A 17,556-nucleotide genomic window follows, 5' to 3' on the forward strand; every position below is an offset into this window, starting at 1 on the left:
TGGCTGACGCCGGTAGAGTTCGAGAACGCGGCAGCAATCACGGTGGCATGGGTTCCAGTTTTCCGAACCCACAGGAGTCGGGATACCCCCAGAGCCTCCACTACACCCGGGGCGGTTCACCTTCTCGTAATGCGTGGCGCCCCGCATCCGAACCGCACCTACGGAGGAACGACACGTGCGCGCATGGCGGAAGCTCGCAGCCCTACTTGCGATAGGACTCGCGGTCTCGGGGTGCGCGCCCGCCGCCCAGATCGCGGTTCCTGACGTGGTCGGGTATCGAGCCGATCAGGCCGAGGCGATCATCAAGGACGCCGGCTTCGAGCACGTCCGGGCGAAGAACACCGTGAGCCAGCTGCTCATCTTCGACTGGACCAACTGGGTCGTTGTTGCACAGCCGAGCGTGGGTGCTTTGCAGGCGGTCGACGAAGACGTCCAGATCCACGTCGGACCCAGGAACAGCGCGGCGACCTTGGCTCTCCTCTCCGAGACCGCGCCAGCGTACGCGGAAGTCAGCGCGCTCGTCGCGGCCGCGAACGTGCCAACTCCCGAACCGACGCCGAACCCAGGCGACTTCGTCCTGCCGTCCATCGTGGGTCTGCCCGAGATCTACGCGGTCAACCATGGCGTCGACCCGTTCGACAGCTACAAGCCGTATCCCCGCACGATCAGGTACGACCTTGCGACCTACCTTCGTGACGTCCGGGAACGTGACCCCGAGACCGCGGACGCGATGGCCGACACGCTACTCGGTACTCCTCTGGCCTGGTGCGAGTTCTGGCTGCCTCGTTACTCGCAGTCCGACCTCGAGGACCGGCGTGCACACGCCGAAGCGATGGCGAAGCGCCTCGCAGACAATCTGAACGTCGAGTACCGCCCGCACGTGTCGACCGCGACGTACGACCTGCTGAAGTACGCCACCGATGAAGCCGGGCGCCGGTTCTGCCCGCAGCAGGCCGCCAACCCGGGCAAACGAGTCCCGGACCGGCCGAGCGGGGCAGGTGCGCTCCCGGACGGACTCAAGGTCGCTGAACTCCCCATCGACGTCTACGCAATCGAGAGCCGGATGGACAGTAGCGGTGTGTGGGGCAACGGCGCGGCTTCCCGACCCGATGTCGAACTCGCCGTCGTGCGGATGCTCGTGATGCCGTCGGCGGCGTGGACCACCGCCGCAGGTGGGGCTCGTGCCATCGTCGATACATGTGGACGCATGGCGGACTTCTTACCGCTGGAGTACGCCGACAAGTACGCCAAGGTGTTCGACCGCAGCCATGTCGGTGGGACATGGCCAGATGACCGGATGGACAAAGCGGTGCGTGACCTCGCGCCGTCAACGGTCTTCGTTGCCACCTATGAGGACATCGCGTGCCGCAAGCGTGGCGGGCACGATCCCAACGAGTAGCGGGCGCCCTCAGCCGCGGAGGGTCGTGGCCACAGCACCGGTCTGTCGAGATCAAGCGGCGCCTCTCTCGACGACGCTCCTGCGGGCGCCCTGCGCCGGACCGCCATTCCACCTAAGAAGCCCGGGTAGTGCGGAGGGCGGCGCGCAGTGGTGGCCTTCAGCCACGGGAGCGGTGGCAGCGAAGGGAGCCTGACCCGGTTTCCCGGACACCTGAGTTGAGGCGATGATCGTCTCGGAAGGAGTCTGTGAGATGCCTGCTGCCCACCCGCCGGAGTTCCGGCGTCGAGCTCTGGATTTGGTTGCCCAGGGCAATCCTGTCGGCCAGACCGCGCGTGATCTCGGGATCAGCGAGTCCTGCCTGCGGAACTGGATGAATCGAGACGCAGTCGACTCCGGTCGCAAGGCCGGTGTCACGACAGACGAGCACAAGGAGCTCGTCGAGCTGCGCCGCCGCAACCGGGTGCTGGAGATGGAGATCGAGATACTCAAGCGCGCCAGCGCCTACTTCGCCCGGGAGAATGTGCTCCCAAAATAGGGTTCCGGCTGGTCCAGGAGCTCGCCGCTGACGGGATCCCCGTCGCGGTGGCCTGCCGGTTCCTGAACGTCTCGACCTCGGGCTACTACGAGTGGGTGAGCCGGCCACCGTCGCCGCGAGCGGTCGCGGATGCGGCGTTGAGGACGACGATCCGACGCATCCACGCCGACCCCCGCGAAACCTATGGTGCTCCGCGCGTGCTCGCCGAGATGCGCCTCGGTCTCGGCGTTCACGTCGGCCGCAAACGAGTCGCCCGGTTGATGCGACTGGACGGTCTGGTCGGGGTCTCGCACCGTCGGAAGCGGCGCGGGCGGAAGCCGGACACGGCGACGCACGAGGACCTCGTGAAGCGGCAGTTCCGCGCCGACGCGCCGAATCGGCTCTGGTTCTGCGACATCACGCAGCACCGCGCGAGAGACGGATGGGTCTACTGCGCCGCCGTCATCGACGCGTACTCACGCCGCATCGTCGGCTGGTCGATCTCCGATCGCATCACCGCGGAGATCGTCGTCGACGCGCTCGAGATGGCGCGCTGGCGACGCCGTCCCGAGCCCAGCACGGTCGTTCACGCGGACCGCGGAGCTCAATACACCTCGTGGCTTTTCGGCCACCGGCTCCGCCAGGCCGGGCTGCTCGGATCGATGGGCACAGTCGCCTCCAGCGTCGATAACGCGCTCATCGAGAGCTTCTGGTCGACGATGCAACGCGAGCTCCTGGACCGCACGAGCTGGGACTCCAGGACGCAGCTCGCGTCGGCCATGTTCGAGTGGATCGAAGGGTTCTATAACCCCCGCCGCCGGCACACCTCGCTCGGCGGCCTCAGCCCCGCAGACTACGAAGTCCTTCACACCGCTGCAGAAATCGCGGCATGATCAACACACAAGAACCGTCCGGGAAACCGGGTCAGGCTCCCGTTTCCCGGTGCCACAGCAGCGCTGTTGTTCGGCTGTTCTGGACGTAGGCAATCGGTGCTGCCCGGTCGATCTGTATCGCTTGGAGGATTGATGGCTACGTACATCTTGACCGTCTCTCGGAAGCAGAGCTCGTCCATCGAGCCTCAGACGACTGAGAACGTTGAGACGATCCGCAGTGGCGGAACAGTCCCTGACGCGTGGGACGTGCACGGCTCTCTGGTGGAGGGTGGCATCGTTCCCGGGGACCGTGGCTACCTGCTGGTCCAAGGCACCGATGAGCGGGGCATCGTCGCGTCGGCAACGTTTACCGAGGAGCCGGAGTACGGGCCGTCGTGGCGTGAGTCGGATGAGGGAGCACTGGCGGAGCGCCGGTTTGCGCGCCTTCTGTGGGACGCCATCGTCGACATGGATCAACGGTTGCCGATCGAGGACCTCGTCCGGGAGCTCCCGGAGAAGTTCGTCAGTCCCCGCCAGAGCGGGACGAGGTTGGGCGAGGCCAATGCGCGCCGGCTTGAGGAGCTGTGGTCCGAGCATCTCAGAGGGCTCACGATGGGCTCGTCTACCGAGGCACCAGCTCCGACGCCGCCGACGTCCGGTCAGGGCTTCCAACAGGATGCAGCGCTTCGCCGGGAGATCGAGGACCTCGCGCAGCAGCGTTTGACCGACCACTTCGTTGCTCAAGGCTGGGAGGTCGCTGACCGGCGGGTGGGGCATCCCTACGACGCGATCGCCATGCGCGACGGCGAGGTGTGCTACCTGGAGGCGAAGGGCACAACGAGTTCGGGGGAGTCCGTGCTCGTCACGCGCAACGAGGTGGCGTTCGCTGCGGCGAACCCGCGGCAGTGCGTGATGGGGATCGTGGCGAACATCGAGGTCGTCGACGGACACGTGGTCCCACATAGCGGCGACCTGGTGATCTATGACTGGTTCGGCGAGGAGGAGGACCTGGAGGCGATGCAGTATGCCTACCACCCCCACCCCCGCGATCGGCGAAGCTAACCTCCGGTTCGCCGAATCCAGTTGGGGCGGACGCTGGTTCGTGCGCCAGCGACTGTTCAGCGGCCGAGCAGCGCCATACTGCCGTGTGAGCCGTGGCACTCACGCAACGACTCAGGTCACCCCGAGGGCCGTGGCGGCCTCTTGGGGGCGTCGCTGATCTGCGGCAGTCGTGGTGCCACCCGTGACTGATCGCAGTGCCATCCGTCGGGGTCGTCGGCTCTGCGCTGGGGCCAATCAAGCAGTGTCGGCCCCGCGCGACGACGGCGGGCACGGCCAGCTCCGACACCGCGGGTCACGGACGGGCCGTACCCGCCTTGGCCCGTCATGCTCCGGCGCGAGAAGCGATCTGTCCGTCGGTGCTGGCGCGCGGTGTGGCCGCGCGGTCAAACGTCCACCAAGCCGGTGGACGATCGACCCGTCCGCGCCCACTCCGGCCGGGCCCCGTGCCCCGCACTACGGGGACTGCTGCACGGATAGGTGACACCTTGACCTGCCCCACGAAAAGGGTTCCAGTTTCGGTGGCTAACTGGTGGCCTGATCCGGAAGGCTCATCCTCATGCCTCGTCCCTATCCGCCGGAGTTTCGTGCTCGCGCTGTCGCGCTCGTGCGTGCCGGCAAGCAGGCCAAGCAGACCGCCGTCGAACTCGGGATTCACCCTGTCACGCTCTCGAACTGGATCCGCCAGGACGATATCGATAACGGTCGCCGTCCGGGTGTCCCGTCGTCCGAATCGGCGGAGCTGCGAGCTGCGAGACACCGCATTCGAAAGCTCGAGATGGAGTTGCTGATCGTCCGGCAGGCGGCGAAGCTTCTCGACGAGTAGCGTCCCCGCCCAAGAGACTCTTCACGGTGATCGACCGCCTCGCCGACGCCGGGATCCCGATCGACCGTTGCTGCCGCGTCCTCGGGGTCGCGAGGCAGCACTACTACCGTGTCAAACGGAAGCCGCTGACCCAGTCCGAGCTGCGCCGGCAATGGCTGACCGCGCTGATCCGGGAAGTGCACGTCACCTCACGCGGCACATACGGATACCGCCGCGTCCACGCCGAACTGACCATGGCCATGGGTGAACCGCCCCGGGTTTAGTGGAGACTCGGTTCTCTGGTCCCCGCCATCGTAGCGACCAGCTACTGCCGACAGAATGATTCGCCCTGAGTTTCGTTCCGTCCTTTCCTTTTGGAGGATGGAGTTGTGCCAGGACCGTATCCGGATGAGTTCCGTCAGCGTGCGCTGCGGATGTTGAGCGAGGCTCGCCCCGATCACAAGACCGATCACGCCGCGATCAAGCACGTCGCTGGCAGGCTCGGCGTGAACCCCAAGACGCTGCGATTGTGGAAGAAGCGGCTCGACGTCGACGAGGGCCGTGAACCCGGGACCTCGCGTGAGGCGCAGTCGGAGATCAAGCGGCTGAAGAAGCAGATCGCCGAGTTGGAGAAGGCCAACGAGATCCTCCGGTCAGCGAGCGTGTTTGTCGCAACCGAGCTCGGCCGCCCCTCGCCGAGATGGTCGACAAGATGCGTGGTCGTTTCGGGGTCGAGCTCGTCTGCCGTGTGATGCGGCAAGCCGAGGTGGGGTTCCTCACCGCCCGCGGATACCGGGCCGCAAAAGCGCGTCCCGCGTCTGCCCGGCAGCTGCGGGACGAACTGCTGATCCCGGAGATCCGCCGGCTGCATGCGGAGAACTACGGTGTCTACGGGGTCCGGAAGATGCATGCGCTGCTGCGCAGACAAGGCTGGGCCATCGGCCGGGACCAGACCGGCCGGCTCATGCGGCTGACCGGCGTTCGCGGCGTGAAACGGTCGAAGAAGGTCTTCACGACGAAGCCTGACCCGGCTAACGCGAAGCTGAAGGACCTCGTGCAACGCAGGTTCACTGCCGACACGCCTCGCAGACTCTGGGTCGCGGACGTGCCATACGTCGCGACGTGGTCCGGGTTCGCCTACGTCGCGTTCGTCACCGACGTGTTCTCCCGCCGCATCGTCGAGTGGAACGTCGCCTCGACGCTCAAAGCCAACATCCTGCCGCTGCAGGCATTGAACATGGCCGCGTGGGCTGCCGACGGGAAACTCGACGGGCTCGTCCATCACGACGACCATGGATCGAACTACCTCGCCGTCGTCTACATCGATCGGATCGAGGAACTCGGCGCAACACCGTCGACAGGAACCGTGGGCGATTCGTTCGACAACGCGATGGCTGAGGCGATCAACGGGCTCTACAAGACCGAACTCACCCGTCGCCGCGGCCCGGGGCGCACGGTCGAGCAGGTCGAGCTCGCAACGCTCGAATGCGTCTGGTGGTGGAACAACCAACGCCTCCACGGAGAGCTCGACATGCGCACCCCCGCCGAGGTCGAAGCCGACTACTACGCTGGCCTCGACACACCCTTGGGAACACCGGTTTCCCAAACCGCCCGATAGGAACGAAACCCAGGGCGAATCAGGACACCCGTCGAGCACGGTCAGGACAGGCCTCGGCAAGGGCCTCTGACAACGAGCAACTCTCCGGCGGCGCAACCGTCCATCGGCAGGTGTCATTCGGTCGTGCAGTGGTCCCGCACGTCGCGTGTCGCCCGGAGCGAAGGATCGCGGTCGCGTTGGGAGCAGGGCTATCGCTCGGTTCTCAGAGGGCTCATCTACGATACTCAACTATGACTTCAGGGCAATCCGACGGCGACCGCCAGGATATCGAGGACACGGCGGCGACGGGGCTGCAAGCCTCGCTTGTATCGCACGGCGCGTTGCCGTACTTGTTCATGGGCAGCGGCCTGTCGCGCAGGTATCTCGGCCTTCCGGACTGGGACGGCCTGCTGCGGCACTTTGCTTCCGAAGCGGGAGTGGACTTTAATTACCACCTCGCATCGGCAAACGGCGACCTCCCATCAGCGGCCACGAGCATCGCGCGCGCCTTCCATGAGCGTTGGTGGAAGGCTCCAGCCTACGAGTCGCAGCGCGAGGCGAACGCAGAGATCGTCAAAGACGAGGAGGGCGGACTGAAGGTCGCGATCGCCTCACACATTCGGGCGAACGATGCCCTCGTCGACGGAGTGCCTGGAGTAGACGACCAGTCGCTCGCGGATGAGATCGCACGGCTTCGTACGGCCGTGGTCGACGGCGTCATCACCACCAACTACGACTCGCTGACTGATCAGCTCTTCCCGAGCTTTCAAGCTTATGTCGGCCAGGACGAGCTGATGATGAGTGACGCCCAGTTCATCGCGGAGACGTACAAGATCCATGGGGCGGCGACGCAGCCACTGTCGCTGATCCTGACCAAGGGTGACTACGAACGGTTCTCGAACCGGAACCACTACCTTGCGGCGAAGCTCCTGACCATCTTCGCCGAGCACCCGGTGATCTTTGTCGGGTACAGTCTCAGTGACGAGTATCTGAACGAGATCCTTGGCAACATCGCCACCGCCGTCGGCCCAGACCGTCTCGGCGAGCTTGGCCGGCGGATCTACTTCGTCGAATGGAACGAGGACAACGGCTTCAAGACTGTCGTCGAGCAGACCAGTATCGAGCGCGGCGGGTTCCGATTCCCGATCACGCGGATCGAGACTCACAGCTTCATGTGGCTTTGGGACGTGCTCTCGCGCTTGGAGCGGCCCTTCCCTGCGGCGATCCTGCGAGAGCTTCGCAAGCACGTCTTCGATCTGGTCACGCATCCCGAACCATCGCAGAACCGCGAGGTGGTGCGCGCGATCCCGATCGATGCGGATGATGCGGACGAGTACCGCGTGGTGTTCGGAGTCGGAGCGTTCTCGGAGAAGGACCTGCAGAACCTCTCGACCATCGGTCGCTCTTTGCGTCGCGAAGACGTGGAGAGCGACGCACTGGGCATTCGAAAGCGCGGGCTCGATGCCGAGAACCTTCTGACTTCGGGCATCCCTGACGGCATCCGCCCGAGCACTACGTCCTACGTGCCGGTGCACAAGTACCTGCACGAGCTGGAGCGCATCGCGCCCAACGGCAGCATCGACTTCGCAGGGCTACCGGGCGTGATCCGCAAGCTGGCCGAGCGCCAGGTATTGGCGTCCGCGCAGAGCACGGCACGTTTCGATCGCGAGGTGAGCGGTGTCCTGCGGACACCCCGCGAGGTGGTCGACTCCGAGTACCCGATGTACTTCAAGCTCGAATGCCTTGTCTTGCTCGATCCGAATGACTACAGCGAAGCCGATCTCCGTGAGGTTCTGGTCGAACTCTACGAGAGTCCAGAGGCGAGGTCGCAAAGCAACATAGCTTTCCTGCGTCGCGCGATCTGCCTGTACGACCGCAGGACAGCGCTCGCGCTGGCGAGCGTGGAGAACAGCCGCACATGACCAAGTACCTCCCAGGTCAGGAGCCTGACTTCTGGAAGCCGGAGCCGGCTGAAAGTACATTCCGATTCGCGCTGGGTAACGTGTCGAAGGCGAGCACGGGTGCTCCGCCCCTCATCGCGATCGGCATGAACCCATCGCACGCCGCAGAGGCTCAGTCCGACCGGACCGTGAACAGGCTTATCGAGGCGAGCGTGTTCCATGGGTACGCAGGCTGGATCATGCTGAACCTGTATCCCGAGCGTTCGCCCAATCCGAGCCGACTCTCGGCATACGACGCGGGGCTGGCAGCGCTGAACTGCGCCGTTATCGAGCAGGTGCTGCTTAGGTACGGTGCGACCGAGGTGCTCGGTGCATGGGGCAACATGCCGCACCGAACACTGAAGCGCGCGAAGCTCGCCGTCCAGGCGCTGCTCGACCTGATGGGTGTAAAGGTGTTCACGTGGGACCCGCTGACCAAGCGGGGCAACCCTCGGCACCCGAGCCCGCCCGGTCGGCCGCTATTGATGCTGGGGCCGAAGGTCTACATGAGGCGAGAAGGTCGATGACCGCAAATGCTTCCTCCTCACGGTGGAGGTAGACGATGGCGCTCGGAGGCGCCTGAGTAGGAGCGTGGGTATTTGCCGTGACCCCTTCGGCAGAGAGCCGGTGACGACCGCCAAGATCGTCGAGCTGCGAGGCGGGCGCGACTGGTAGTCACAGACGGAGAGCAAACTGCAGGGACCGCGGGCTTAGCGCCAACGGCGGCAGCGTCCGTGACCGTTGGCGGGTGGAGCCCGAACATCGGCCTCGAGGAGGTGCGCAAGACTCTTGCGCTCACGTCCCAAGTGAAGGATCTGCTACACCACGTCCAGGGACTCGGCCCCCGGCTCCCGAGGTTGCCCGTCGCGGACGGGCCCCGCGACGCGGGTGAAAGGCGTTCGGGTCCTGCTCCGGTGCCAACAGGGCAGACAAGGGCGGCACCGAGGCCGTCGGCGGCATCATCGAGCTCCCCAGGCGCCAGGTCCGCAACTATCGCAGCCCCGGCAACTATCGACTACGGGTGCTGCTCGCCGCCGGCGGCCTCATCGACAGACCTCCACCACGTCGGCAACGAGCCAACTTGAGGGACTCCACTCGTGCAGCAGACCCGATCTCGGTCGAGGCGTCGGGGACTCGTGCCGAGTGTGGGAACATCGGATCATGAACAGCAAGAAGTCGGACTCCATCAAGTTGTTCGGTTTAGCCTGGCAGCAGCATGTTGGGTTGATCATCGGTGCCTTGACGTCGATTGCTATTTGCCTGAAACTTCTGGCGGTGGCAGGCTGGGACGTTACCACGGCCTTTGGCATTCTTGCTGCAAGTGGGACTGTCGACGTGCTCACGGGAACGCTCCTGGGCATTCTGCCTGTTCTTTATGGCGTAGTGGCGATTAAGGTCGTGCCGGTCGTCGAGCGCAATTTGAGTAGACGCAGCCCGGTAGAGCGTGCGGCTGCGCGGGTTATGGAGAGTTGGCCAGCACTTCTCCTTGTATTAATCGTGCCGACAATGCTAATTATTGCCCTTGCGCTACTGGTGATCGTCGAGGTCGTAGTGCGACGACTTTCGATCAGGCGTGCGGAGAAATCCCGACGCGGGGCCGGCTGTGCGCCGGCGGCGAGTGCGGTAGGTGCGTCGAAGTTCGAGACGGCGAGCGTGGCTGTTGGCGGGCTCATCTTTCTCGTTTTTACGTCGCTTCCGACGCCCTGGGTGCCTCCAGAAACGATCAGATTCTCCGGTGTAGAACGGACGGCGTTCGTGTTTGCGAAGGAGGGGGATAGCGCTACGGTGCTCATGGCTGACGGTCGCGTACTGCGACGAGTTGAGGCGGCTTCTCTGACTGGTGAGCTCTGCTCAACGTTCTCGGGTTGGTGGGAGAAACCGATTCTTGGAGTCTTGGGAGGTGATCGGTATGCGCGCTGTCCATAGAGGTTGCTCGTCGAACGTCACGGTCCTTCGTGGCGCAAAGGCGAGGTGTTTCCGTGATCTTCTGCAGACATGTCGGCGGAGTCGCCTCTCGCGCTGACCAGCGGCGAGCAACTCGTCGAGCCGTCGACCGCCGAACGCGCCCTGCCCGAAGGCTGGCCCTGAGCCGCCGCCTCAAGGGCTGCGGTCGAGCCCCAGTGGGTGAGCCGGGGGCGTCAGGCGGAGAGGCGACGCAGAACCGTCCAGCGCTCCCGCCGAACCCTGGGTGTCCGTGGCTCGTGGTAAGTCAGAGCTGACCGACTGCTGTCGATGCTCTTCGGAGGTTCTTCGTGCCCCTGACAGCCCTGCTCGCGGGACGCATCGTGGATTCCACCGAGCTCAGAGCCGATCAGTGGAGTGAGTTGCACCGACCACGCAGGCCGACGCAACTTGCTTGCCGTGATTGTCGAGCGGCGATGCATGCCAAGGAGTCCGTGCACGGCACGCGGTTCTTCGCGCATAACGTGCGACCAGACTCGTGCAACTGGGGTGGTGAGTCCGCGGAACATCGTCGGCTCAAGGCGTGGCTCGCAGATGTCGTGCGTAGGGCCGGAGGTACCGCCGTCGTCGAAGCGCGCCCGGCAGATGATGACGTTCGGCGATGGAGGGCGGATGTGCTGGCGACGTCACGCGGAGGACGTCGGTTCGCGCTCGAGGTGCAGTTGTCCGCGCTGACGCTCGCGGAGGTTCGCGAACGCACCGAAAGATACGCGGCGGACGGCATCACAACGGTGTGGGTGACTACTCGCGGTGAACGGTGGGGCTTGCAGGTACCGGCCCTTGAACTGACCTTGCTGAGTGGGACGACGGTCCGCCGAGGTGCCGCGCGTTGGCAGGGCGGCCGGCTCGTCCCCGCGGAGGGCGTTCCCGTCGAGGCCCTCATCGCGGGGCTGGTTACAGGCGCGGTAGACGTTGTCGGACCGGTGCACTGTCTGGGGAGGGACCGCGATGCGATCGAGCGTTCGATCGCAGCATCCGGTCATGGACAGTACGTGCTCGTCGATGCGCGATACGCGGATGACATCGCGAAGTTCGATGCCGAGCTGACCGCGACGGTCCAAGCTGCTCAGAAAGAAGCGCAGGAGGAGAGGCTGCGCCAGCGCGCGGCACGTGACAGTGCAAGGGCCGCTGCAGCTGCGCGTCGCGCCCAGGCGGCCGCACGCATAGCGGTGGAGAACGCGCTGAGAACCAGCCGTTCCAGGAAGACTGCACGCGTGACGATGGACGATCCCGACCGGCTACTTGCCGCGGGGCTCGTCGTGCCGCGCCTTGAGAATTACCTACGGACGGGCGGCTACGAACGCTTCGGGTACTCCGTGAGCGCGGATGCGTCGGGCGTCTCCGAGGCGCTTCCTCAACGGTTGGGCCCATGGCCGGAGGGTGGTGACGGGCTCGCAGTGTGGGCTGCGAAGGCCGGGGACACGTTGCGGATCGTGGGAATCGTGAGTCCGGATGCGCGTCGTGTAGTTCCCCGGCATGCGGAGCGGTGGGCAGCTGCTGGCTGGCACGTGTATGTGTCCTGCGGGGCAGAGGCAAATGCGGTCGCGGATGCCGCGGGGTCGCGGTTCGCGAAGAGATTCCTGCATTCGTTCGACTTCCCGCCAGGAAGCTTGCAGGCCGAGGCGGGGCAACGGCGCGGATAGGAGTCCGGTCCCCCTGTCGTCCAGGCGCGTGACGCTTGTGACAGCCCTGCACGCGTCAGCCGAGTCACGCTCCACGGAGTCGAATTTCGCGACGACAGGGGCGGGCATCATCGTGGTCCTCGCCGATGCGGCTGTGGTGACGCATGCCGCCACCGAGAAGATCACCCGGGCGCTTGCGACCAAGCTGACGTCCGCGCCCACGCCGATCGCGCATGCGGTGGACGAGCTCGTCACGCTGCGCAAGGCCGAGACGATCACTGCGGACGAGTACAAGCACGCCCGCAAGAGGGCGCTCGGCCTGGAGTAGGGGAGCGGGGCGCCCCGGAGCGAACTGTGTCGGGTGCTGACCCTCGCGGCGACGACAGGCCTCGCTCGTCGACGGTGTCACAACGGGGGAGCCAGGGCCGTGCAACCCCGGGGGCCAAGGGGGCGTCGAAGCCGTCACGCGGCGCTCCGGAGGGGGGCACACAACCGGGCCGAACGACAGGCCTGTGGCCTGCGTAAACGTTGCCTTCCGCACCTCCTCCTGCCGGGGCCCGTGTGAGCGTTTCGCCGAATCGGTGTGAGAGCCCGTCGCGAGGGCTCGCGACCCAGCAGGTCAGATAGTTCTGTCACCACCCCACCATTGGGCTGGTGACATATCTTCACCGGCTGTAGTGACAGAACCTCTCGTCGAGAGCCCTCCGGGGTTCTGGGTGAGGGGTTCTGTCCGTTTCGGGCGCTGCTCGGGTGGTGGTGGGTCTCGATGGACCGCTCGAGGTGGGCCGTTGGTGCTCGCGCGTCGCCGTCGGGAGCTGAGCGGGGAATCGCCGGTAGCCCGTCAGGCTCTGGGGCCTGCGGGCTGCGTGGGTGTCGCTGTGAAGTTCGGTGCCGGGTGCGGCGGGGTTAGGCGGCGGGCGGCGCGCCGGGTCGCTGCGGGTTGGCGGCGGGGCGCGGGTCGCTCGGCGCGTCATCCATGTCGGCCGGGGTGTCGTAGAGGGCGGCGTCGTCAAGAGCGTTCTTGGCTGCCCAGCGGCGGATGACCTGGATGTTGTACTGGACGATCGCTGCGGCGACCATGAGCGTGTTGGCGGTGATGCCAATCGCGCGGGTCCAGCCCCGGGTCATGGCGTGCCCGTCGCGGGCCTTGAGGACGCCGAAGGCTCCTTCGACGGCCGTGCGCCGGGAGTAGGCGGCGATCCATTCGGGGGTGCCCCAGCGGTGGGGTTGGTGGTGCTTGCCGAGGACGGCGCCGGAGACGGAGATGGTCTCCTGGGTGAAGGCCTTGGTGCGGCGCTGGGCGGCGGTGGCGTTCTCGCGGCCGTGGGTGCGGGTGAAGAACCGCTGGTGGCCCTTGGCGTGGCGACGTCCGTTGCGGACGAGCGCGTAGGGAGCCAGTGCTTCGATCTGCGCGTTGAACTGCTCGACCTTCGCGGCGCTTCGTGCGTGGCGCCTGCGGACAGGAGCGGAGGCATGAGTTGCGAGCGGGACCGTTCGAGTCGCTTCGAGACCGTCGAGGAGCCCGGGGTGCCGGACAGCGCGCCGCGGTCGCAGTGAACCCTATGCCCCGGATGCGTAGACCTGGCATGCCTTCGCGCCGACAGTGGGGGCATGTCGACCACGGGTCGTGCTGGATGGGGGAATGACATGTGCCGTGCTGTTGCGGCGATGCTTGCTCTGGCGCTGGCCCTTGCGCCGCTGGGTGCGCTGGCCGGGTTCGTCGTCCACTGGAACGTCATCCAGCCGAGCGACGCGGATCTTGAGGCGGCGGCGCGGACGCTCGCGGGGAACACCGATCGGTCCCGTGCGGGAGCCAGTCGCCACCGGCTGGTTCGCTCCGACGCTCGCGCGGGCGAGAGTGCACTGGCGCGTCGAGTCCGAGGTTGCCCTCGACGCGCCCGCCGTCGTGTCCGCCGCGGAACGTGCCGGGTGGCACGTGGATGCGGCCGGTGCAGATTCGTTGCGGGCGAGCAGAGGCAGGATGCGCCTCGACGCCGACCTCGTTGCGGGGGTGCGGGTGAGCGTCGTCGTCGAGCGGGGCCCCGCGGTCCCGTCGATGACCATGACGGTGACCGGCGGCGCACTCCTCGGTGCATTTCTCGCTGTGCTCGTCGTCCGCGGAACCCGTCGGCCATCGCGGCTGCGGGCACGTCGCCGGGCCGGGCTGCCACGGCCTGCGTCCCGACCCGCGGAGACCCGCTGGGTTCCCTAGCGCCGGTGTGCCCCGCACGCGACGATCGGCGTCATCGTCACGTGCGGGGGTTGCTCGCCCGCAGCCGTGCCGCGTCCCGCCGGTACATCGCTGCGTGCGCGAGGAAGTCGGTGCGTCCCGTCTCTGCGGCGCGCTGGTCGGTGAACTCGGCGAGCTCGTCGAGCCGTGCCGCGGCGACGCGACGCACCTCGTCGGGAGCGGCGTCGAGACCGTACGACGCGACGAGCTCTGCGAGGCGTGCACCACGCTCGCCGTCCCGTGACGGCTCGTAGCCGTCGGCGTCCTCGACCCACGGCACGAGCCGGTAGGCGAGGTACGCAAGGTCCCACACGCGTGAGCCGGGGGAAGCCATGTCGACGTCGATGATCCCGGCGAGCCGGTGAGCACGGACGACAAGGTTGTAGGGTGCGACGTCGTTGTGGCAGATCACTTCGACGGGCGGGTGCGACGGGGCGCGCCACGCGAGGTCGAGGTCGACGAGAGGCACGCTCGCGTCGTGCAGCCGTCGCAGCAGCGACCCTGCCGCGACGAGCAGGGGGCGCGACCATGCCTGTGCGGCCGGGAGGTCCGTGAGCATCGTGCCGTCGAGGTACGTGAGGACCTCGCGCCCGGCCCCGTCGATGCCGAGCACGCGAGGCGCCTCGGCGATCCCGGCCGCCGCGTAGCTGCGGAGCAGCGCGTGGACCGCAGGGGTCCACGGGCCCGTGGTGCGTCGGACGGTATCGCCGACCTTGACGACCGGTGCCATGTTCCCGCCCGTGAGCTCCGTGCCGGGGGAATCGTCATGCATCATCGGTCCTCGCGTCGATGGGTGCTGTCGCCATGAGCCTACGGACGGGTGAGCACGGTGCGCCTGCGCATTAGCGTCGGACCATGAGCGACCAGACGCGGCCACGTCGGCTCAGACCCTCGTCGACGCGGGCACCGAGCCGTTCGACCTCGTCTTCATCGACGCGGACAGGCCGAGCAACCCCGTCTATCTCGCGGCGGCGCTGCAGCTCACGCGTCCCGGCGCGGTCATCGTCATCGACAACGTCGTGCGCGGCGGCATGATCGTCCTGCGGCGCCGCTAGGGCGCCCTACCCGCTCAGCCCTCGAGCAACGTCTCCCCGACGTACCCGCCGGGCGCGCACCCGGGCGGGATCGCGAAGACGGCCGAGCCGATCGGGGTGGTCCATGTGTTGAGGAGGTCGGCCTCGGCAAGTCGTTGCTGCACGGGCACGAGCTGCCGCACGGGGTCGGCCTGGTACGTCGTGAAGATGAGGCCGGCGCCGTCGGTCTCCGACTCGTAGTTGTAGGCGCGGCGGTAGAACACCTCGTCGGGTGTCGTCGCGCGGGCGCGACGCACGTGGGCGGCGATGTTGACGACGGGCAGCCCGGTCCCGTCGAGCGCGTCGAGGTCGACGTCGTCGTGCTCGACGCCGCCTGTGAGCGGGGCGCCGTCGGACATGCGACGGCCGACGGACGCGCCGCGGCCGGGCCGGTCGACCTCGTCCCACGTGTCGAGGTTCATGGCGATGCGCCGCACCACGAGCGTCGTCCCGCCCTCGAGCCACCCGTCCGAACGCAGGACGGCGCGCGCCTGCTCGGCCGAGCCGGGCGCAGGGTTGACGGTGCCGTCGACCTGGCCGAAGAGGTTGCGCATCGTCGTCCCGGGCGCGGACGTGCCGTGGGCCGTGCGGAAGCCCTGCTGCACCCAACGGACCGTCGTGAAGGCGCGCGCGTCCTTGCGGAGCATGCGGTGGGCGTGCGCGAGGACCGTCGGGTCGTCGCACGCGACCTCGAGCAGCAGGTCGCCGCCGCTCCACCGCTCCTCGAGGCGGTCGATGCTGAACGCGGGCAGCGGCGCGAGCCACGCCGGCACGTCGGCGCCGGCCGCGGCGACGAACCCTGGGCCGAACCCGAACGTCACGGTGAGCCGGGCTGGCGTCGAAGCCATCTCGGGCTCGGTGTCGGCGAGCGCGGGCCGCCCCTGCGTGAGACGGGCCGCGTCGTCCGTGAGCAGGCGCATGAGCCGCGCGAGCGCGGCGCGGTCCGTGCCGGGGCGCAGGTCGAGCGCGGTGTGGATCGAGTGCGTCTGCGGCGTGACGGTGAGCGCTGCTTGTTGCGGCCCGTGGAACGGGACGACGACGGTGCCGTTGAGCGGCTCCGGTGCGGGGGTCGCGGCCGTGGGCGCGGGGCGGCGCGCGCTGTCGACGCCGAGCGCGATCGCCGCGCCCCACCCGGCGACGAGCCCGCCCGTGAGGAGGTCGCGCCGGCTCACACCACGGCGCGCGGGCGCGACGGGCGCAGCCGGTCCGGGCAGGGGGGTGCCGTCGGCGCGGCCGGCGTCAGTCGTCGTGCGTGCCATGCGCGGCGTCGCCCTCCGCGTCGTCACCGTGGCCCTCGTAGTGCTCGTTCGCGCCCGCGAACTCCTTGACGGGCACGGTGAACGACGCGGTCGTCCCGTCGGAGGTCGTGAGCTCGAGCGTGAGCTCGTCGCCTGCCGCGAGTGGGCCGGTGAGCTCCATCATCATGAGGTGGTCCCCGCCGGGCGCGAGCTCGCGGGTGCCGCCGGCGGGCACGGTGAAGCCGTCGACGGGTCGCATGACGGAGGCGCCCGACGCGTCGGTCGTCGTCTCGTGGAGCTCGACGCGCGCCGCGGCGACCGTGCGCGCGCTCACGACGGTGACGTCGGCGGTGCCGGGGTTCGTGAGCGTCCCGAACGCGGCGGACATGCCGGACGGCGCAGCCTTCGCCCACCCGTCGGCGAGCGTGAGCGCCGTCGACGCTCCGCTCGCGCCGGGCGCCGGCGCCGCGTCTGTCGGGGCGGCGTCGGGCGCGCCGCCGGAACATCCGGCGAGCGCGAGTGCGGCGGTGAGGGTGAGCGCGGCGAGCGTGCGGCGGTTCATGGTGTCTCCGTGACGTGGGGTGCGGCAGGGGTGCGCCGCCGCAGGGCGGCGGCGACGCGGACGAGGACGAGGAGGGTGACGCCGGCGAGGGCTCCGAGCCCGCCGACGGCGAGGGGTCGCACCGCGGCAGGCAGGCGGCTGGCCTCCGGTGCGCCCGGTGTGGCGTCGGGCGTGCCCGACGCGTCCGGTGCCGGTACGGCCGCGGCCGGTGGTGTCGTGCTGGGGGAGCCGACGACGAAGGGGATGAGCCCGCTGATCGGGTGCCCGTCCGAGGAGACGACGCGCCACCGCACGGTGTAGCTGCCGTGGGGCAGCGCGCCGAGCGGCGTCGTGAGGCGAGGGCCGTCGACGACGGGCGCGCCTGCGTGGTCGGTCCCTGCGCTGTCGACGACCATGACGGTCGCGCCGACGTCGAGGAGGTCGCCCGAGAAGGTGAGGCTGACGTCGGACGGCGCGGAGCCGAGGACGGCGTCGGCGGTGGGGTCGGAGGCGACGAGCGAGTCGTGCGCGGCCGCCGGGGGAGCGCACGCGAGCCCGAGCGCGGCGACGAGGGCGAGGGTGGCACCTGTCGACCGCCGGCGTCGGCCGGTCGGTGTCGTCATGTCGCCTCCATGCTTGTCGGGGTGCGTGCCCAGCATGGGCCCTCGGTCCCGCGAGGTCAACTACAAGTTGTAGTAGGCTCC

At 67.8% G+C, this 17,556-nt stretch carries 18 protein-coding genes and 2 pseudogenes; 15 read left to right on the forward strand and 5 right to left on the reverse strand.

The genetic code is table 11. The features are described from left to right. Positions 1–175 precede the first annotated feature (175 nt). From IGS67_RS08615 to IGS67_RS08675, 12 genes and pseudogenes are all read left to right on the forward strand, one after another. The gene (locus tag IGS67_RS08615) at positions 176–1,399 is read left to right on the forward strand and encodes a PASTA domain-containing protein (protein WP_192280176.1); all 1,224 of its coding nucleotides are present in this window, start codon (positions 176–178) and stop codon (positions 1,397–1,399) included. A gap of 250 nt (positions 1,400–1,649) precedes the next feature. Next, positions 1,650–1,934: a transposase gene (locus IGS67_RS08620; RefSeq protein WP_055990899.1), complete on the forward strand. Its 285-nt coding sequence runs from the start codon at positions 1,650–1,652 to the stop codon at positions 1,932–1,934. 8 nt (positions 1,935–1,942) lie between these two features. Further along, complete coding sequence (locus IGS67_RS08625; protein ID WP_235978050.1) at positions 1,943–2,806, forward strand: IS3 family transposase; 864 nt, start codon at positions 1,943–1,945, stop codon at positions 2,804–2,806. A gap of 132 nt (positions 2,807–2,938) precedes the next feature. Continuing rightward, entirely contained in the window at positions 2,939–3,847 is a 909-nt protein-coding gene (locus tag IGS67_RS08630) for a protein NO VEIN domain-containing protein (protein ID WP_192279737.1), read from the forward strand. Positions 3,848–4,403: 556 nt separating this feature from the next. Further along, positions 4,404–4,921, forward strand: a pseudogene (locus IGS67_RS13950) (transposase); the annotation flags it as partial. A 117-nt stretch (positions 4,922–5,038) separates the two neighbouring features. Beyond that, on the forward strand, positions 5,039–5,401 hold the full coding sequence (locus IGS67_RS08645; RefSeq protein WP_192279743.1) for a transposase: 363 nt from the start codon (positions 5,039–5,041) through the stop codon (positions 5,399–5,401). After that, on the forward strand, positions 5,350–6,267 hold the full coding sequence (locus IGS67_RS08650) for an IS3 family transposase (protein ID WP_192279745.1): 918 nt from the start codon (positions 5,350–5,352) through the stop codon (positions 6,265–6,267). Before IGS67_RS08645 ends, IGS67_RS08650 begins: the two co-directional genes overlap by 52 nt. Positions 6,268–6,497: 230 nt before the next feature. Next, positions 6,498–8,168, forward strand: a complete 1,671-nt coding sequence (locus tag IGS67_RS08655) for an SIR2 family protein (RefSeq protein ID WP_192279747.1) — start codon at positions 6,498–6,500, stop codon at positions 8,166–8,168. After that, the gene (locus tag IGS67_RS08660; RefSeq protein ID WP_192279749.1) at positions 8,165–8,713 is read left to right on the forward strand and encodes a DUF1643 domain-containing protein; all 549 of its coding nucleotides are present in this window, start codon (positions 8,165–8,167) and stop codon (positions 8,711–8,713) included. The genes IGS67_RS08655 and IGS67_RS08660 overlap by 4 nt, the downstream gene beginning before the upstream one ends. Positions 8,714–9,347: 634 nt before the next feature. Next, entirely contained in the window at positions 9,348–10,112 is a 765-nt protein-coding gene (locus IGS67_RS08665; RefSeq protein ID WP_192279751.1) for a hypothetical protein, read from the forward strand. Between the two features lie 452 nt (positions 10,113–10,564). Then, positions 10,565–11,791, forward strand: a complete 1,227-nt coding sequence (locus tag IGS67_RS08670) for a competence protein CoiA family protein (protein WP_192279753.1) — start codon at positions 10,565–10,567, stop codon at positions 11,789–11,791. Between the two features lie 37 nt (positions 11,792–11,828). Next, positions 11,829–12,098 carry a hypothetical protein gene (locus tag IGS67_RS08675; RefSeq protein ID WP_192279756.1) on the forward strand — a complete coding sequence of 90 codons (270 nt, stop codon included), beginning with the start codon at positions 11,829–11,831 and terminating at the stop codon, positions 12,096–12,098. Positions 12,099–12,676: 578 nt separating this feature from the next. On the opposite strand, the gene IGS67_RS08680 is transcribed toward IGS67_RS08675, so the two are convergent. Continuing rightward, the gene (locus IGS67_RS08680; RefSeq protein ID WP_192279758.1) at positions 12,677–12,898 is read right to left on the reverse strand and encodes a hypothetical protein; all 222 of its coding nucleotides are present in this window, start codon (positions 12,896–12,898) and stop codon (positions 12,677–12,679) included. A gap of 105 nt (positions 12,899–13,003) precedes the next feature. On the opposite strand from IGS67_RS08680, the gene IGS67_RS08685 reads away from it, so the two are divergent. Continuing rightward, complete coding sequence (locus IGS67_RS08685; protein WP_192279760.1) at positions 13,004–13,327, forward strand: hypothetical protein; 324 nt, start codon at positions 13,004–13,006, stop codon at positions 13,325–13,327. 424 nt (positions 13,328–13,751) lie between these two features. Next, entirely contained in the window at positions 13,752–13,982 is a 231-nt protein-coding gene (locus IGS67_RS08690) for a hypothetical protein (RefSeq protein WP_192279762.1), read from the forward strand. 37 nt (positions 13,983–14,019) lie between these two features. Here the strand turns inward: IGS67_RS08690 and IGS67_RS08695 are convergent, their stop codons facing one another. Then, complete coding sequence (locus IGS67_RS08695; RefSeq protein WP_192279764.1) at positions 14,020–14,772, reverse strand: phosphotransferase; 753 nt, start codon at positions 14,770–14,772, stop codon at positions 14,020–14,022. A gap of 97 nt (positions 14,773–14,869) precedes the next feature. Between IGS67_RS08695 and IGS67_RS08700 the strand changes: the two are divergent. Continuing rightward, positions 14,870–15,037, forward strand: a pseudogene (locus IGS67_RS08700) (O-methyltransferase); the annotation flags it as partial. A gap of 32 nt (positions 15,038–15,069) precedes the next feature. Here the strand turns inward: IGS67_RS08700 and IGS67_RS08705 are convergent. Genes IGS67_RS08705 through IGS67_RS08715 form a run of 3 tightly spaced genes read right to left on the reverse strand, consistent with a single transcriptional unit; the run spans position 15,070 to position 17,475 of the window. Continuing rightward, entirely contained in the window at positions 15,070–16,359 is a 1,290-nt protein-coding gene (locus tag IGS67_RS08705) for a Dyp-type peroxidase (RefSeq protein WP_328742141.1), read from the reverse strand. Next, entirely contained in the window at positions 16,313–16,873 is a 561-nt protein-coding gene (locus tag IGS67_RS08710; protein WP_192279768.1) for a copper chaperone PCu(A)C, read from the reverse strand. The genes IGS67_RS08705 and IGS67_RS08710 overlap by 47 nt, the downstream gene beginning before the upstream one ends. Next, positions 16,870–17,475, reverse strand: coding sequence for a copper resistance CopC family protein (locus IGS67_RS08715; RefSeq protein WP_192279770.1), 606 nt, complete (start codon positions 17,473–17,475; stop codon positions 16,870–16,872). The genes IGS67_RS08710 and IGS67_RS08715 overlap by 4 nt, the downstream gene beginning before the upstream one ends. Positions 17,476–17,556: the final 81 nt, after the last annotated feature.

The sequence above is a fragment of the Flavimobilis rhizosphaerae genome, from assembly GCF_014852685.1.
GTDB classification, from domain to species: Bacteria; Actinomycetota; Actinomycetes; order Actinomycetales; family Cellulomonadaceae; genus Flavimobilis; species Flavimobilis rhizosphaerae.

Excerpts from the sequence above, each read along its gene's own strand:
- IGS67_RS08620 (WP_055990899.1), top strand. The coding sequence starts at position 1,650 with ATGCCTGCTGCCCACCCGCCGGAGTTCCGGCGTCGAGCTCTGGATTTG.
- IGS67_RS08630 (WP_192279737.1), top strand. The coding sequence starts at position 2,939 with ATGGCTACGTACATCTTGACCGTCTCTCGGAAGCAGAGCTCGTCCATC.
- IGS67_RS08650 (WP_192279745.1), top strand. The coding sequence starts at position 5,350 with ATGGTCGACAAGATGCGTGGTCGTTTCGGGGTCGAGCTCGTCTGCCGT.
- IGS67_RS08655 (WP_192279747.1), top strand. The coding sequence starts at position 6,498 with ATGACTTCAGGGCAATCCGACGGCGACCGCCAGGATATCGAGGACACG.
- IGS67_RS08660 (WP_192279749.1), top strand. The coding sequence starts at position 8,165 with ATGACCAAGTACCTCCCAGGTCAGGAGCCTGACTTCTGGAAGCCGGAG.
- IGS67_RS08665 (WP_192279751.1), top strand. The coding sequence starts at position 9,348 with ATGAACAGCAAGAAGTCGGACTCCATCAAGTTGTTCGGTTTAGCCTGG.
- IGS67_RS08670 (WP_192279753.1), top strand. The coding sequence starts at position 10,565 with ATGCATGCCAAGGAGTCCGTGCACGGCACGCGGTTCTTCGCGCATAAC.
- IGS67_RS08680 (WP_192279758.1), bottom strand. The coding sequence starts at position 12,898 with ATGACCCGGGGCTGGACCCGCGCGATTGGCATCACCGCCAACACGCTC.
- IGS67_RS08690 (WP_192279762.1), top strand. The coding sequence starts at position 13,752 with ATGCGCCTCGACGCCGACCTCGTTGCGGGGGTGCGGGTGAGCGTCGTC.
- IGS67_RS08695 (WP_192279764.1), bottom strand. The coding sequence starts at position 14,772 with ATGCATGACGATTCCCCCGGCACGGAGCTCACGGGCGGGAACATGGCA.
- IGS67_RS08710 (WP_192279768.1), bottom strand. The coding sequence starts at position 16,873 with ATGAACCGCCGCACGCTCGCCGCGCTCACCCTCACCGCCGCACTCGCG.
- IGS67_RS08715 (WP_192279770.1), bottom strand. The coding sequence starts at position 17,475 with ATGACGACACCGACCGGCCGACGCCGGCGGTCGACAGGTGCCACCCTC.